The organism is Sphingosinicella soli (genome assembly GCF_014199685.1).
Lineage (GTDB): Bacteria > Pseudomonadota > Alphaproteobacteria > Sphingomonadales > Sphingomonadaceae > Sphingosinicella > Sphingosinicella soli.
Genome location: NZ_JACHNZ010000009.1, coordinates 33,108 through 48,264, shown reverse-complemented (window position 1 = coordinate 48,264; position 15,157 = coordinate 33,108). Strand labels below are relative to the sequence as shown.

The 15,157-nt window shown below is 65.8% G+C and carries 9 protein-coding genes; 6 read left to right on the top strand and 3 right to left on the bottom strand.

Going from position 1 to position 15,157, the window contains the following annotated elements; all coding sequences use genetic code 11:
• The first annotated feature begins 70 nt into the window (after window positions 1-70).
• Both GGQ98_RS05230 and GGQ98_RS05225 read left to right on the top strand, forming a co-directional pair.
• Window positions 71-2,392, top strand: a complete 2,322-nt coding sequence (locus tag GGQ98_RS05230) for a TonB-dependent receptor (RefSeq protein WP_184066174.1) — start codon at window positions 71-73, stop codon at window positions 2,390-2,392.
• A gap of 74 nt (window positions 2,393-2,466) precedes the next feature.
• Entirely contained in the window at window positions 2,467-4,551 is a 2,085-nt protein-coding gene (locus GGQ98_RS05225; RefSeq protein ID WP_243451714.1) for a PQQ-dependent dehydrogenase, methanol/ethanol family, read from the top strand.
• A 117-nt stretch (window positions 4,552-4,668) separates the two neighbouring features.
• On the opposite strand, the gene GGQ98_RS05220 is transcribed toward GGQ98_RS05225, so the two are convergent.
• Complete coding sequence (locus tag GGQ98_RS05220) at window positions 4,669-5,844, bottom strand: aminoacetone oxidase family FAD-binding enzyme (protein ID WP_184066168.1); 1,176 nt, start codon at window positions 5,842-5,844, stop codon at window positions 4,669-4,671.
• Window positions 5,834-7,459: an NAD(P)/FAD-dependent oxidoreductase gene (locus tag GGQ98_RS05215; RefSeq protein WP_184066165.1), complete on the bottom strand. Its 1,626-nt coding sequence runs from the start codon at window positions 7,457-7,459 to the stop codon at window positions 5,834-5,836. Before GGQ98_RS05215 ends, GGQ98_RS05220 begins: the two co-directional genes overlap by 11 nt.
• Before the next feature lie 267 nt (window positions 7,460-7,726).
• Between GGQ98_RS05215 and GGQ98_RS05210 the strand changes: the two genes are divergently transcribed.
• The 4 genes from GGQ98_RS05210 (at window position 7,727) to GGQ98_RS05195 (ending at window position 14,427) form a co-directional block, all read left to right on the top strand.
• The gene (locus tag GGQ98_RS05210; protein ID WP_184066162.1) at window positions 7,727-10,621 is read left to right on the top strand and encodes a TonB-dependent receptor; all 2,895 of its coding nucleotides are present in this window, start codon (window positions 7,727-7,729) and stop codon (window positions 10,619-10,621) included.
• Window positions 10,622-10,780: 159 nt separating this feature from the next.
• A complete protein-coding gene (locus GGQ98_RS05205) occupies window positions 10,781-11,644 on the top strand; it encodes a DUF2520 domain-containing protein (protein WP_184066159.1) in 864 nt (287 codons plus the stop codon).
• Window positions 11,645-11,883: 239 nt separating this feature from the next.
• The gene (locus GGQ98_RS05200) at window positions 11,884-13,221 is read left to right on the top strand and encodes a metal-dependent hydrolase family protein (protein ID WP_184066156.1); all 1,338 of its coding nucleotides are present in this window, start codon (window positions 11,884-11,886) and stop codon (window positions 13,219-13,221) included.
• Between the two features lie 33 nt (window positions 13,222-13,254).
• Window positions 13,255-14,427, top strand: a complete 1,173-nt coding sequence (locus tag GGQ98_RS05195) for an iron-containing alcohol dehydrogenase (protein ID WP_207791267.1) — start codon at window positions 13,255-13,257, stop codon at window positions 14,425-14,427.
• On the opposite strand, the gene GGQ98_RS05190 is transcribed toward GGQ98_RS05195, so the two are convergent.
• A complete protein-coding gene (locus GGQ98_RS05190; protein ID WP_184066153.1) occupies window positions 14,397-15,086 on the bottom strand; it encodes a TetR/AcrR family transcriptional regulator in 690 nt (229 codons plus the stop codon). The genes GGQ98_RS05195 and GGQ98_RS05190 overlap by 31 nt on opposite strands.
• Window positions 15,087-15,157: the final 71 nt, after the last annotated feature.

The following is a 15,157-nucleotide window of genomic DNA, read 5'->3' as shown; positions in this document are numbered from 1 at the left end:
GCATGGTGCCGGCTCAATTCCGCCCATCAGAGGCAAAAGGCCCGGCGGCGAAGAAAAAAGGGGTAAGCATATGAACGCCAGAGCATTTTCCATCACCGTTCGCCGCAGCATGCTCGCGCTCGGTGTCTCGTCCGTAGCGCTCGGCGCGCCGGCGCTTGCGCAGGAGGCCGCGACCGCGCCGCTCGTGGATGCGGGCGAGATCGTCGTGACCGCGCGCAAGACGAACGAGCGGCTTCAGGACGTGCCCATCTCGGTGAGCGCGCTCTCGGGCGATCAGCTTCGCGAAAACGGCGCGGTCGATGTGAAGGATGTCCTGCGCAATGTGCCGGGTCTGTCGTTCTCGAACGTCGAGCGCGGGCTCGGCAACTACAACATTCGCGGCGTCAGCACTGTCGCGTCCTCGCCCACGGTCGGCATCTATCTCGACGACATCTCGCTGGTCACCGTCGCAACAGGGTTCAGCGGCGCCTTCGATCCGATCTTCTTCGATATGGAGCGCCTCGAAGTGCTGAAAGGCCCGCAGGGCACGCTCTACGGCGGCAGTGCGATGGGCGGCGCGATCAAATACGTAAGCGCCCGCCCGGACACCGCGCTCCTCTCGGGCAGCGCCGCCGCCGGCTTCGCCGCGACGGCGCACGGCGCGCCCTCCTACAATGTCGAGGGCATCCTCAATCTCCCGCTCGTCACCGACACGCTGGCGATGCGGACCGGCTTTCTCTATCGGCGCGAAGGCGGCTACATCGACAATGCGCCCGGCACCGTGCGGAACTCGAACTATTCGAGCACGCCGTCGCCCGATTACACGCCGCTCGTGCAGGATGCGCTTTCAAGCCGCACCGTATCCAATCACAACAAGGCGGACAGTTTCGTCGGCCGCCTGTCGTTTCAGTGGGAACCGGACGCGACATGGTCGATCCGCCCGGCGCTGTTCTATCAGCGTTACGAGCAGAAAAACCCGTCGCAGTTCTTCCTGGGCGACCGGGAGGAATTGACGTCGTCGTTCCGGCTTCCGCAGTCGACGGTGGACAAGGCGGGCATCTACAGCCTCGACGTCGGCAAATCGCTCGGCAACGTGGATTTCGCCTCGCTGACCGCCTATTTCGACCGCACGCTCAACTGGGAGCGTGATTACAGCTTCTTCATCGGCGGGCTCGTGCCGCCGCTTTATTCCTTCACCAGCCCCAATCTGTCGCGCAGCCGCACCACGCAGTTCAGTCAGGAACTGCGTCTGTCTTCCGGCGGCCCCGGCGACCGCTTCAAGTGGGTGGCGGGCCTCTATTATTCCCATCAGGACGATAACCTCTACCAGATCGCGAGTACGCCGGGCGCAACGCCGATCATCGGCACCGAGGTCGGCTATGTCGGCGATACGACGACCAAGGCGAAGCAGTATGCGGCGTTCGGCGAGGCGACGTTCTCGATCACCGACCGGCTCGATGTCACCGCCGGCGTCCGCCTGTTCCAGATAAAGCAGGTTGTCGATATCCTGGGCGACGGCCCCTTCAACGGCGGGCTGACGCTCGTCGAAGGCCGCAAGAGCAACGAGAAGGGCGTCAACCCCAAGGTCGGCATCTCCTACAAGGCGACCCCCGAAAACATGATCTTCGCGTCGGCGGCGAAGGGCTTCCGGCCGGGCGGCCCGAACCGCTTTCAGGTGAACCCGGTGCTCTGCGCGGCCGATCTCGATCGACTCGGCCTCACCGCCGCGCCGGACAGCTTCGATTCCGACAATCTCTGGAGCTACGAACTCGGCACCAAGAACCAGTTCGCCGACGGCCGCGTGACGCTGAACGGCGCACTGTTCTTCACGGACTGGAAGAAGATCCAGCAGCAGCTCAATCTCATCAACTGCGGCTTTTCCTTCACCGGCAATGCCGGCAGCGCCGAGGTGAAGGGCGCCGAGATCGAAGGGCGCGTCAATGTGGCGGGCGGCTTCCAGATCGGCGGCAACGCGACCTACACGAGCGCGAAGATCACCGATGCCGCGGTCGGCACCGCCGTGCAGGACGACGATCAGGTGCTCGCCGTGCCGAAATGGATGGCGAGCGCGTTCGCAAGCTACGGCTTCGACGTCGGCGCCGATTGGCGGGCGCAGGTCCGCGCCGAGTATCAGTATCAAAGCAGCGCGCGTCGGATGTTCGATCGCGTGCAGGCCGTCACCTTCTCGGATGCAGAGGGCGGCCTCGTCCCCAACCTGGCGGAGTTCCGCGAAAGCTACGACGTTGTGAACGCTTCGATCTCGGCGGATAACGGCGCGACCGTGCTGCGGCTCTACGTCAATAATCTCCTGGATGCGCAGCCCTGGCTCGACGTCAACCTCGGCGCGGGCAATGATGCGGCAACGACGCTGCGTCCGCGCACGATCGGGGTCGAGGTTCGCCAGAAGTTCTGAGGGCGATTGCAGGGGGGGACAGGGTGATGATTGCCACGCGTGCCGGGTCCGCATGGGTTCGTTCGGCCGGGATGATGAATTCTGCCGTTCGGATGGCTGCGATCGCCGTCCTGTCCCTCGCTGCGGCCTGCGGGACGCAGAAATCGGGTGGTGAAGCCTCGACGCCCGACTGGAAGCGCGCCACCGCCTATTATTACACGGGCACGAAGATCACGGCCGAAAACGCCGCCCAGCTCGGTGTTGCGTGGGAATTCAACGATTTCGTGGTGCGCGGCCGCACGCACCGCGGCGTGGAATCGACGCCCATCGTCGTGGACGGCACCATGTATTTCACCGGCCCCTGGAGCGTCGTCTACGCGCTCGACGCGAAGACCGGCGCGCAGAAGTGGCAGTATGATCCGCAGGTCGACGGCCAGTTCGCCCGCCGCACCTGCTGCGATGCCGTGAACCGCGGCGTCGATGTCGCGGACGGTGTCGTCTACGTCGCCACGCTCGACGGCTATCTCGCCGCCGTCGATGCCGCGACCGGCAAGGAACTCTGGAAGACCGACACGATCACCGACCGCACGCGCAGCTACGCCATCACAGGCGCCCCCCGCATTTCAGGCAGAAATGTCGTCATCGGCAACGGCGGCGCGGAGATGGGCGTGCGCGGCTATGCGAGCGCCTTCGATCGCAAGACAGGCAAGCTCGCGTGGCGTTTCTTCATCGTCCCCGGCGCAGGGCCGGACGAGCATCCCGAAGTCACCGAGGCCCGCAAGACATGGAGCCCGGACTCGCGCTGGGATCTCGGCGGCGGCGGCACCGTGTGGGATTCGATCGTGTACGATCCCGACACGAACATCGTCTATCTCGGCACCGGCAACGGCATGCCGCATCCGCTGTGGTCGCGCAGCCCCGGCGGCGGCGACAATCTGTATCTCTCGTCGATCGTCGCGGTGAATGCCGATACCGGCCGCAAGGTCTGGCACTATCAGACGACGCCGCAGGATAGCTGGGATTATACGGCGACGCAGAACATGGTGCTCGCCGACATCGAATTCGGCGGCAAGCCCCGCAAGGTCATCATGCAGGCGCCGAAGAACGGATTCTTCTATGTGCTCGACCGCGTCACCGGAGAGCTGCTTTCGGCCGAGAAGTTCACGACCGTCACATGGGCGGAACGCGTCGATCTCAAAACCGGGCGACCGGTCATCACCGCGCAGTCCGACTATTCGAAGGAAACGAAGCTCGTCTGGCCGTCGGAGGCGGGCGGGCACAACTGGCCGCCGATGGCGTACAGCGAAAAGACCGGCCTCGTTTATATCCCGGTGCTGCAGGCGCCGATGACCTTCCAGATGTACGATCAGCCCTACAAGCCCTACACCGGAATTCAGGGCTCGATCGCCTCGTTCCCGGCGTTCGGTGCGTTTGGCAAGGGCGGCGCCGATTCGGAAGACGCGTTTCCCGGTCAGCCCAAGCCCCGCTTCGATGCGGTGCTGACGGCCTGGAACCCCAAGACCGGCAAGATCGCGTGGACCAGCAGCGAACTGCCGTTCTGGAGCGGCGGCGTGATGGCGACGGCGAGCGGGCTCGTCATGCAGGGTTCGGCCGACGGCTATCTCACCGTCTACGAGGGCGTTACCGGAAAGGTGCTCCACCGGATCAACGTGGGCACCGGCATCATGGCCGCGCCCATGTCCTACGAGATCGACGGCGAGCAATACGTGGCCGTGAACGCGGGCTTCGGCGGCGCGCTCAACGTCGCGTATCCGCCCGGTGCGGTCGCTGCCGAGCGCGAAAATCTCGAGCGGCTGATCGTGTTCAAGATCGGCGGCAAGGCGCCCGAACTGCCGCCGCTACGCGAGGAGATCGCCTTCACCGATGCGCCCGCCCAGTATCGCGGCGATGCCGAGGCGGTCGCGCGCGGCGGCGCGCTCTACGGCGCTTACTGCGGCCGCTGCCACGGCGGCAGGGACGGGATGGGCGGCTATCCGAACCTTTGGAAAATGGCCCCCGAAACACACGACGCCTTCAACGCGATCGTCCTCGAAGGCGTGTTCGCGGACGCAGGCATGGCAGGCTTCGCCGATGTGCTCAGCGAAGCCGACGCGCGCGACCTCCACGCCTTCCTGGCCGAACCTGCCGAGGCCCCTTCAGAACGCTCCGGCCTGCATTGAGCAACCCGTAAAAGCCCCGCCCCTTCAGGGGAGGGGTTGGGGAGGGGCGTTTCCGCCAGGCACGGCATTGAAGGATAAAGCCCTCCGCTCTGCCCCTTCAAAGGCGGTGAGAAAGGATCAGATCGCCTCGCCTGCGGCCTTGCCGCTCGCCCACGCCCACTGGAAGTTGTAGCCGCCGAGCCAGCCGGTGACGTCCACCGCCTCGCCGATCACGTAGAGGCCGGGAACGCGCGTCGCCATCATCGTGCGTGACGAGAGGCCGTCCGTCGATATGCCGCCTGCCGTCACCTCGGCCTTGGCGAAACCTTCCGTGCCGGTGGGCGCGAAGCTCCAGTCCGCAAGGCGGGCCTCCGCTGCGCGAAGCACCTTGTCGGAGAGGTTGCCGAGATCGCCTTCAAGTCCGAGACGCTCGGTGAGAGCGTCGGCGAGACGCGCGGGCAAAAGAGAGGCGAGGGTCCGTTTCAGCGCTGTGCGCGGCTGTTCCTGCTTCCGCCGGATCAGCCAGTCCGGCGCGGCATCGGGCAGGAAGTTCACGCCGATGGGCGTGCGGTGCTGCCAGTACGAAGAAATCTGCAGCATGGCCGGGCCGGAAAGCCCGCGATGCGTGAACAGCGCGGCCTCGCGGAAGCGCACCTTCTCCCAGCGCACCTCGACCTCCGCCGACACGCCGGAGAGCGACCGGAACAGCGTATCGTCGGGCCCTAGCGTCAGCGGCACCAGCGCCGGGCGCGGATGCACGATCGAAAGCCCGAACCGGCGCGCGACGTCGTAGGCAAAGCCGGTTGCGCCGAGTTTCGGAATGGAAGGCCCGCCGGTGGCGAGCACAAGCGCGGGCGCCGTATATTCGCGCCCTCCGATCGTGGCGACGAACCGCCCGTCACGGTGTTCGATGGCGGTCGCAGCGTGATCCGTCATCATCGTGACGCCCGCCTTTGCGCATTCCTGCACCAGCATATCGACAATCTGCCGCGCGGAGCCGTCGCAAAAGAGCTGGCCCAAGGTCTTTTCATGCCACGCGATGCCATAGCGTTCGACGAGCCCCAGAAAATCCTGCGGCGTGTAGCGCCCGAGCGCCGACTTGGCGAAATGCGGATTGCCGGAAAGATAGCGGTCGGCGGCGGTGTGAATGTTCGTGAAGTTGCAGCGCCCGCCGCCCGAAATCAGGATCTTCTTGCCCGGTTCGTCGGCATGATCGACGAGGAGCATTTTTTTGCCCCGCGCGCCCGCCGTCGCGGCGCACATCAGCCCCGCCGCGCCCGCGCCGAGGACGATCGCGTCGCTTTCAGCGTTCACGGGTGATGCTGGCGGCGACAGCCTCCGCAGCCTTGATCCCGTCGATGGCGGCGGAAAGGATGCCGCCCGCGTAGCCCGCGCCTTCGCCGGCCGGGAACAGCCGCGCGGTGTTCAGGCTCTGGACGTCCTTGCCGCGCGTGATGCGCACGGGCGAGGATGTCCGCGTCTCGACACCTGTCATCACCGCGTCGGGATGATCGTAGCGCGCGAGCTGGCGCCCGAACACGGGCAGCGCCTCGCGCATCGCGTCCACCGCGAAGCCGGGCAGGCAGGCGGAAAGATCCGTCATGGTGACGCCCGGCTTGTAGGAGGGCGTCACGCTTCCGAGCGCGGTGGAGGGCCGCCGGGCCAGAAAGTCGCCGACGGTCTGGCCGGGAGCATGATAGTTCGAGCCGCCTGCGGTATAGGCGAGCGATTCCCAGTGCCGCTGAAAATCGATCCCTGCGAGCGGCCCGTCCGGGTAATCCCGCGCCGGATCGATGGCGACCACGAGCCCCGCATTGGCGTTGAACTCGGCGCGCGAATACTGGCTCATGCCGTTGGTGACGACGCGCCCTTCCTCGGACGCCGCCGCCACAACCCGCCCGCCGGGGCACATGCAGAAGCTGTAGACGGTGCGTTCGTTCGCGCAGTGATGCGCAAGGCTGTAAGCCGCCGTACCGAGGATCGGATGGCGCGCGAACTTTCCGTGGCGGGCCTCGTCGATCCACGCTTGCGGATGCTCGATACGCACGCCGATCGAAAAGGGCTTGGCTTCGATATGGACGCCGCGACGATGCAGCATCTCGAAGGTCGTCCGCGCGCTGTGGCCCACGGCGAGAACGACGTGGTCGGCCTCCAGGAAGTCGCCGTCCTCAAGGTGAAGCCCGCGCATCCGCAGGCGACCATCGGGCGCGCGATCCAGTTCCAGATCCTCCACGCGCGTCTGCCATCGGTATTCGCCGCCCAGCGCCTCGATCGTGCTCCGCAGGCTTTCGACCATCGTGACGAGGCGGAACGTACCGATGTGCGGATGCGCCTCGAACAATATGTCGTCCGGCGCCCCGGCCTTCACGAATTCCTCGAGCACCTTGCGGCCGAGGAATCGCGGGTCTTTCACGCGGCAGTAAAGCTTCCCGTCCGAAAACGTGCCCGCGCCGCCTTCGCCGAACTGGACGTTGGATTCCGGATGCAGCTGCGCGCGGCGCCACAAGTCCCACGTATCCTTCGTGCGTTCGCGGACCACCTTGCCGCGATCGAGGATGATCGGCCGGAAGCCCATCTGCGCCAGGATCAGTCCTGCAAATAGCCCGCAAGGCCCCGCCCCGACGACGACGGGCCGCAGCCCCGACCACCCCTCGGGCGCGCGCACGGGAAAGCGGTAGGCCATGTCCGGCGTCGGGCGGACATCATGGTCCTTCGCAAAGCGCGCGAGCACCTCCGCCTCGTCCGCGACGTCCGCATCGACCGTATAGGTCAGCAGGATCGCACTTTTGCGGCGCGCATCGTTGCCGCGGCGAAACACCGTGAACCCGCGCAGCCGCTCCGGCGCGATGCCGAGCCGCGAACAGATCGCGGGCGCCATCGCGTCATCCGCATGGTCGAGCGGCAAGGAGAGTCCGGAAAGGCGCAGCATGGGCGAGCCCTTTAACGGCAAGCAGCCCCAGCGCCAAGGCACCGAGGGATGATCCGAACCTTCGTCAAGTCGTCCTAGAAGTGTAACACTCGATTGCTACCGACCACGGCGCAGACTGCCGGCAACTTTCGGTGCACGGTCCAACCCTCAGGGTTCCTGTTCCAAGGGCCCGGACCGAACGCGAACCAGGGCTTAGAGGCTGCCCATCGCCAATCGCGGAGGGTCCGCATCAGCCATGCCGGCACATGTCGGCATGAGGGGGAAGTCATGTCAAAATTCTGTTCCGTCACCCGTTTAGCGACCAGCCTGCTCTGCGGCGGCGTAACCTTCGTAACCTTGCCATCCATGGCGCTTGCCCAGACCTCCCCGACCGCAGAAACAGCGGATGCGGGGCTTTCGGGACGTGTCTGGCAGGCGGGCGGCGATGCGGCGCTTTCGGGCGTGATCGTACGCATCGCCGAAACCGGCCAATCCGTCACCACCGACGCGCAGGGCGCCTACCGCTTCGGGGGCCTCCGTGCGGGCACTTACACGCTGCGCTTCGACTATCTCGGCTACCCCGCGCGCACCGAAAGCGTGCGGATCGCACCCGGAATGATCGCGGCGCACGATGTCGTGCTCGGTGAGGACGAAAGCACCATCCTCGTCGTCGGCCAGCGCGGCGCGCAGGCGCAGGCGCTCTCCAGGCAGCGCGCCGCCGACAACGTGCGCAACGTGGTGTCTGCCGATCAGGCCGGGCGCTTCCCGGATTTCAACGCCGCCGAATCGCTGCGCCGCGTGCCCGGCGTTTCTGTGCAGCGCGAGGTCGATGCGGGCGAGGGGCGTTACGTCTCGATCCGGGGCCTCGACAGCGGGCTCAACAACACCAAGATCAACGGCATGAACGCGGCGCAGCCGGAGAAGGAGAACCGCCGCGTCCCGCTCGACATGATCCAGACGAGCGCGCTGTCCAGCATCACCGTCCACAAGACGCTGGCACCCGATCAGGATGCCGACGGCATCGGCGGTGCCGTCGTGCTGGAGACGGCGACGGCCTTCGATTATCGCGGCCCGGTGATCGATTTCACCGCAAGCGGTTTCTATCACGACCTTGCCGACAGGCTGCAGCCGATGGTGGAAGGCACGCTCGCCACGCGCTTCGGCACGGACGACCGCTTCGGTATCCTCGTGTCCGGCGCATGGTCGAAGCGCAAGACGCGCGGTTTCGTCTTTTATCAGGACGAGGACTATCTGAGCTTCGTGGAAGACGATCCCGCGAGCGGTGTGACGCCGCTGCAGTACCACCTCACCGAATACGACAATGAACGCGAGAACATCTCCGCGAACCTCGCGCTCAACTGGGCGGTGAGCGATGCGACCGAACTGACCTTCAAGGGCAGCTACAACCGGCTGTTCGACAAGGAACTGAGCCACGCGCTCTATTTCGAGGCGGGCACCGACGAATATGACGACGACGGCAATCTCGTTCTGTCGGAGCCCGGCACCGCGAACATCTTCAACCAGTACGAAGAGACGGAGCTGACGCAGCAGTCCTATGTTCTGAACGGAAAATCACGCGCGGGCGCAGTGACCTTTGATTATGGCGTCGGCTATTCGACCGGCAAGCGCGAGGAGCCGTTCGACAACGAGGTCGCGTTCACGAAGGAACTGCAAAGCAACCTGCTCGGCTACGACTATTCCGGCCGCTTCCCGATCCCGAACCTGACGCCCGCCGATGTCGCCGCGATCGCCGATCCGGACGGCTATGTGCTCGGCTACAACGATATCGATCAGGATGATTCGAAGAACACGCGCTGGGCCGCGAATTTCGACGTGACCTGGGAGCCTGCGGGTTCATGGCTGCGCACGGTGAAGGCAGGCGTGAAGGTCGAACGCTCGCGCCGGACGCTGTTCGAGGCGAACGTCATGGAGCTGACGGGGCCGCTGACGATGGAGGAATTCGGGGTCGGTGGGTTCATCGATCCGTCCGTGGTCGGCGCGCCCTATGCGCCGTGGCTGTCGCTCGACATCGGCAATCTGATGCGCTGGCGGCAATATTCGCAGGAACTCATCGACGGCAATCCCGACTTCGTGAACGAATATGTCGAGGATGGCGGCATCGCGATCGACGAGGACAGTTACACGAGCGACGAGGATACCTACGCCGGATACGTGATGGCAAAGGGCGTGTGGGGGAACTGGGACGTCGTGGGCGGCGTGCGCATCGACCACACGCGCGTTTCCTCCACGAACTGGGAACTCGTCGAGCTGGAGGATGAAGACCCCGTCTACAACCGCGTGAAGGGCAAAGCCGATTACACGAGCGTGCTGCCCCGCCTCCAGATCAATTACCGGCCCTCGGATAATTTCGTCGTGCGCGGCGCGTTCTACACCTCGATCGCGCGGCCGGAGCCGCTCTACATTTCCGGCGCCACGGAGATTTCCGAGGAAGACGGCGAGGTGGACGTCACGATCGGCAATCCCGGTCTGAAACCCGCTTATGCCTATAATTTCGATCTCAGCATCGAGCGTTACTTCGGCTCGATCGGCATTCTTTCGGCCGGCGTCTATTACAAGAAGATCGACCGCTTCATCTTCAGCGAGATCGCGCCTGAAACCGAAGCCGACCGGGCGCGCTTCGAGAACGATCCTAGGCTGGCCGGCAAGGTGATCGACGACGTCATCACCTACACGAACGGCAAGAGTGCGGAGATCTACGGCGTCGAATTCAACCTCGTGCGTCAGTTCCCGGAACTTCCGGGGGCGCTCGGCGGGCTCGGGCTTTATGCCAATGCGACGTTCCAGAAGAGCAAGGCGGACACGGGCCTCGACGGCGTGCCGAAGGGGGACTTCTTCAACGCGCCCGAAGCCATCGTCACCGGCGCGCTGACGTATCAGAAATACGGCGTCGAGGCCTCGCTCGCCTACAGTTGGCGAGACCGGCAGACCGCGCGCTTCTCAAGCTACAACACGCGCATCGTGGAGGAAGCGCACGGCTCGCTCGACGGCCAGTTCAGCTATCAGTTCGCGGGGCGCTTCAAGCTGTTCGTGAACGCGGTCGATATCCTGAACAGCGGCAAGGATCCGATCCTCGACGAACGCTACGGTGCCGGGTCGCCCTATCTCGAAGGCGCCAGCTACACGGGCCGCACGGTGACATTCGGCATAAACGCGAGCTTCTGAAGCGGCACGTCAAACCCCGCGTCGCTGCGAGGGGGGCGGGCATCAGCGCGTTTCCCGTGGCCCGGATCAGTCGACCGCAGGCATGCGGCCGAAGACTCCGGGCCGCACGGCGCCGGTTTGACCGTTGAGGGGCTCGGCAGGGTGCGCTAACGGGGAAACGTGATCGAAAATCCCGTTATCAGGCAACTCGGCATTGTCGGGACAGGCAGAGTTGCCCGCGCGCTTGCGCGCGGTCTCGGCGTTCGTTCGCAGGCGCCTGCGCTGATCTGGGGTCGCGCGCGGCTGAAACGCCAGGAGGCGGCGGAACGCGGCGGGTGCAGCGCGGCCGAGTCTCTTGAAGCGATGGTCGAGGCCTGCGACGTCGTCGCGGTCGCCGTTGCAGACGACGCGATCGCGGAGATCGCGGGGCAGATCGCGGAGGCGGGGATGGCGGAAGGTTCGCTCGTCTTCCACGTCAGCGGCGGCACCGGCACCGGCGTCCTCGATCCGTTGCGCAATGGCGGGGCGCTTACGGCTGCAATCCATCCCGCGATGACGTTCACGGGCGATCCGCAGCTTGAAGTCGCGCGCATGGCGGGCGCCTGCTTCGCGATCACCGGTTCCAGCCCCGAAGCCACCCGGCGGGCCCGACTTATCGTCGAGGCGCTGGGCGGCACTCCCATCGAGATCGCGGAAACGCAGCGCGCGCTTTATCACGCGGCGCTCTGTCACGCGGCGAACCACCTCGTCACGATGTTCGACGGGGCGTCTCGCATGCTGCGCGCTGCGGGCGTCGAGGAACCCTCAGCCGTTCTCGCGCCGCTTGCGCGCGCGGCGCTCGACAACAGCATCGCACAGGGGTTCGGCGCGCTTTCGGGGCCGATACTGCGCGGAGACGCGAACACGATCCGCGATCATCTGGCGGCGCTCGCGATCGATTGCCCCGAGGTGCTTCCGGCCTATCGCGCGATGGCGCTCGCGACGGTGAGCGCGTTGGGCGACACCGACGCAGCGCGGGCCGTGCGAAGTCTTCTGGACGAATAGCAGCGCGGCAACGGCCTCGTGCTTCCGCGCGCCCGATATGCTCACGACTGCCGGGCCTGAACTGTTCGCGATGATCGAGGGCGCGCGGCGCAGCGGCACGTCGCTCGCCTTCGGTATCGACGTTTCGAATTCCATCATTCGACGAAGGTGCCGCCGGCAAACTGAGGACCGGCCTTGATCCTCTGAAAGAAGCGTGACTATGACATCGTCCATGTTCAAGATTTAGGGGCTTTTTCCTTATGCGCCGTATTGCTGCCGTCACCCTCGCCATGCTCTCGTCCACGCTGCTCGCCGCGCAGCCCGCGCCCACCGGCGGGGCCGTGACGTTCGTTTATGCCGGAACCCTGCTTGCCGAGCCGGGCAAGGCGCCGCGCGGGCCGAGCACCATCGTCATCCGCGACGGCAAGATCGCCGAGGTGCGGGATGGTTATGCGCAGCCGCAGGCGGGCGCGAATGTGGTGGATCTGAAGGATCGCTTCGTGATGCCGGGCCTCATCGATCTTCACGTGCATTTCTGGGGCATCGGCGCCGATCCGCTGCGCGCACGGCTTGCCGGAATGACCAATGATGACGGCGATGACATGATGTACGCCGTATCGAACGCGCGCGTCACGCTTGATGCGGGCTTCACCACGGTGCGCGACCTCGGCGGCGACGCACGCGGCATCCGCGCGCTTCGCGACGGCGTGGAGCGCGGCGATATCGCCGGGCCGACGATCGTGAACGCAGGCGCGCCCATCTCCGTTTCGGGCGGCCACGGCGATCCGTCCAACGGCCTTGCCGCGACGTTCTTCGACGCTGTTCACCAGCATCAGATCAACACCTGCGACGGCCCGGACGATTGCCGCCGCGCGGTGCGCCAGCAGGTCGCGCTCGGCGCGCAGGTCATCAAGTTCATGTCGACCGGCGGCGTGCTCTCCAACGTCTCGGGCGGTCTCGGCCGCTCGATGACCGACGCGGAGATCAAGGCGGTGATCGATACGGCGCACGGCCTCGGCCGCAAGGTCGCCACGCACAGCCACCATGCCGCAGGCACCAAGGCGGCGGCTCCGGCGGGTGTCGATACGGTCGATCACGGCACGTTCCTCGACGACGAGGCGATCAAGCTGATGAAGACGCACGGCACCTGGCTCGTGCCCACGATGCTCGCGGCGAACACTGCCGTGGAGCAGGCGCGTGCGGGCGCGCTGCCTCCTGCCGTGGTTCCGAAGGCAGAAGAGGCCGTCACCGCTGCGTTCAACAGCCACAAGAAGGCGTTCGCGGCGGGCGTGAAGGTCGCGTTCGGCACCGACAGCGGCGTTTCGAAGCATGGCGAAAACGCCCGCGAGTTCGCGCTGCTGGTGAAGGCAGGCATGTCTCCCGCCGCTGCGCTCCAAACCGCGACCGTGAACGCCGCCGAGGCGCTCGGCCGGTCAGCGGCCATCGGCTCGATCACGCCGGGCAAGGACGCCGATATCATCGCGGTTGCAGGCAGCCCGATCGAAGACGTGACCCGCATGGAAAACGTGGAGTTCGTCATGCGCCGCGGCGTCGTTCACAAGGCGGGCGGCAAGCGCCAGGGCTTTCCGGCGGACTGAGTCTGTCGCCGCGATACGCGAGGAGAGGGTAGTTTGAGCATTGCGGGGATAGCGCTTCCGCGCGTGCTGCGAATCGGCGGCGGCGCCTCGCAGCAGCTTGCCGAGGTGCTCGGCGTTCTCGGCGTATCGCGGCCGCTCATCGTGACGGACGCGTTTCTGGCCGGGCAGGGCATGGTCGATCAGGTGCTCGGCGGGCTGGTCGCAGCGGGCATAGCGGCGCGCGTATTCACCGGCACGGTGCCGGACCCGACTGTCGCCTCGATCGACGCGGGCCTCGCCTTCCTGCAGGAAGGCGACCACGACTGTGTCGTCGGCTTCGGGGGCGGCAGCCCGCTCGACAGCGCCAAGGCGATCGCGATGCTCGCGGTCCACGGCGGCGCGATGGCGGATTACAAGGTGCCGCACCTGCAGGACGCGCCGGGCCTGCCGGTGATCGCGATCCCGACGACCGCAGGCACGGGGTCGGAGGCGACGCGCTTCACCATCATCACGGACGCCGAGACCGACGAGAAGATGCTCTGCGCGGGCCTTGCCTATCTGCCGGTCGCAGCGCTCGTGGATTATGAACTCACGCTCGGCAAGCCTCGGCGGCTCACCGCCGACACGGGGATCGACTCGCTCACGCACGCCATAGAGGCCTATGTGTCGCGCAAGGCCAACGTGTTCAGCGACGGCATGGCGCTTTCCGCCATGCGCCTGCTTGCGCCCAATATTCGCCGCGTCTGCGCCGACCCCGGCGATCGGCCCGCGCGCGAGGCGATGATGCTCGGCGCCATGCAGGGCGGCATCGCGTTCTCGAACAGTTCCGTTGCTCTCGTTCACGGCATGAGCCGCCCCGTCGGCGCGCATTTCCACGTTCCGCACGGGCTTTCGAACGCCATGCTGCTCCCGGCCGTCACGGCCTGGAGCGCGCCCGCCGCGATGGGCCGCTATGCCGAGTGCGCGCGTGCGATGGGTGTCGCCCGGGAGGGGGAAGGGGATCAGTCTGCGGTTGCGCGGCTGCTCGATGAACTCGCCGCGCTCAACCGCGATCTTGATGTGCCCTCGCCCGCGGCCTGGGGCATCGACGAAGCGCGCTGGAACGATCTCGTGCCGCTGATGTGCGCGCAGGCGCTGGCATCGGGGTCGCCCGCGAACAATCCGCGCGTTCCCGATGAAGCCGAAATGGCCGCGCTTTACGCGCGTGTCTGGGACCGTGCCGACTGAGCGCCGACAGAGGGCGCGTCATCTTCGAAGCCGAAATGATCGAGAAAACACGCAAGGCGCCAGATAATGTCTTCTCGCGACGTTCCCCCGGGCGGCTTGCCGAGCAGAGAGCGTACCGGCACGTTGCACATAAGGATGGCGAAATACAGTTCTGCCGCCTGCCATGGACGGTCGATGCGCGCCCGGCGCTCGGTATTCCAGCGTTCGAACAGCGTCGCCATGCGCGCAACAAAGCGAGTCTGCATATCACGGTCGAAGGCCGCGCCGAACGCGGGGTCCGTCAGGCTTTCGGCGATCACCAGACGCAGGAATGCAATGGCGCGCGGCGAAGCCACGAACGCGAGGTAACCAACCGCGAACGCCTCCAGGATCCGGCGCGGCGACTGTTTGCTCGTGAAGAGCGTTTCGAGTTCCTTCAGGCTCTCGTCGCTGCTGCGATCCACGACGGCGCGGAGCAGGCCCTGCTTGTTTCCGAACATCTGGTAGATGGTGGCGAGCGAACCCCCGGATTGCTGCACGATCGCGCTGAGGCTGACGAACGGGTAGCCGTTTTCAAGAAACAGCGCCTCCGCTGCGTCAAGGATGGCTTGCCGCCGGATCGTGCGGCGTTCGTCCTGCGTCATGCGCGGCGCATCCAGCTGCTCTGGTTCAACATTCATGCTATCCTGACGATCCCCGTACCGACCCTATTCTTTGGTGGTTGACCTGTAATGTACGTTACACTACACGC

What these genes read in the sequence shown, in the direction of transcription:
- GGQ98_RS05190 (WP_184066153.1), bottom strand. Translation starts at nt 15,086, where the DNA reads ATGAATGTTGAACCAGAGCAGCTGGATGCGCCGCGCATGACGCAGGAC.
- GGQ98_RS05225 (WP_243451714.1), top strand. Translation starts at nt 2,467, where the DNA reads ATGAATTCTGCCGTTCGGATGGCTGCGATCGCCGTCCTGTCCCTCGCT.
- GGQ98_RS05210 (WP_184066162.1), top strand. Translation starts at nt 7,727, where the DNA reads ATGTCAAAATTCTGTTCCGTCACCCGTTTAGCGACCAGCCTGCTCTGC.
- GGQ98_RS05230 (WP_184066174.1), top strand. Translation starts at nt 71, where the DNA reads ATGAACGCCAGAGCATTTTCCATCACCGTTCGCCGCAGCATGCTCGCG.
- GGQ98_RS05215 (WP_184066165.1), bottom strand. Translation starts at nt 7,459, where the DNA reads ATGCTGCGCCTTTCCGGACTCTCCTTGCCGCTCGACCATGCGGATGAC.
- GGQ98_RS05200 (WP_184066156.1), top strand. Translation starts at nt 11,884, where the DNA reads ATGCGCCGTATTGCTGCCGTCACCCTCGCCATGCTCTCGTCCACGCTG.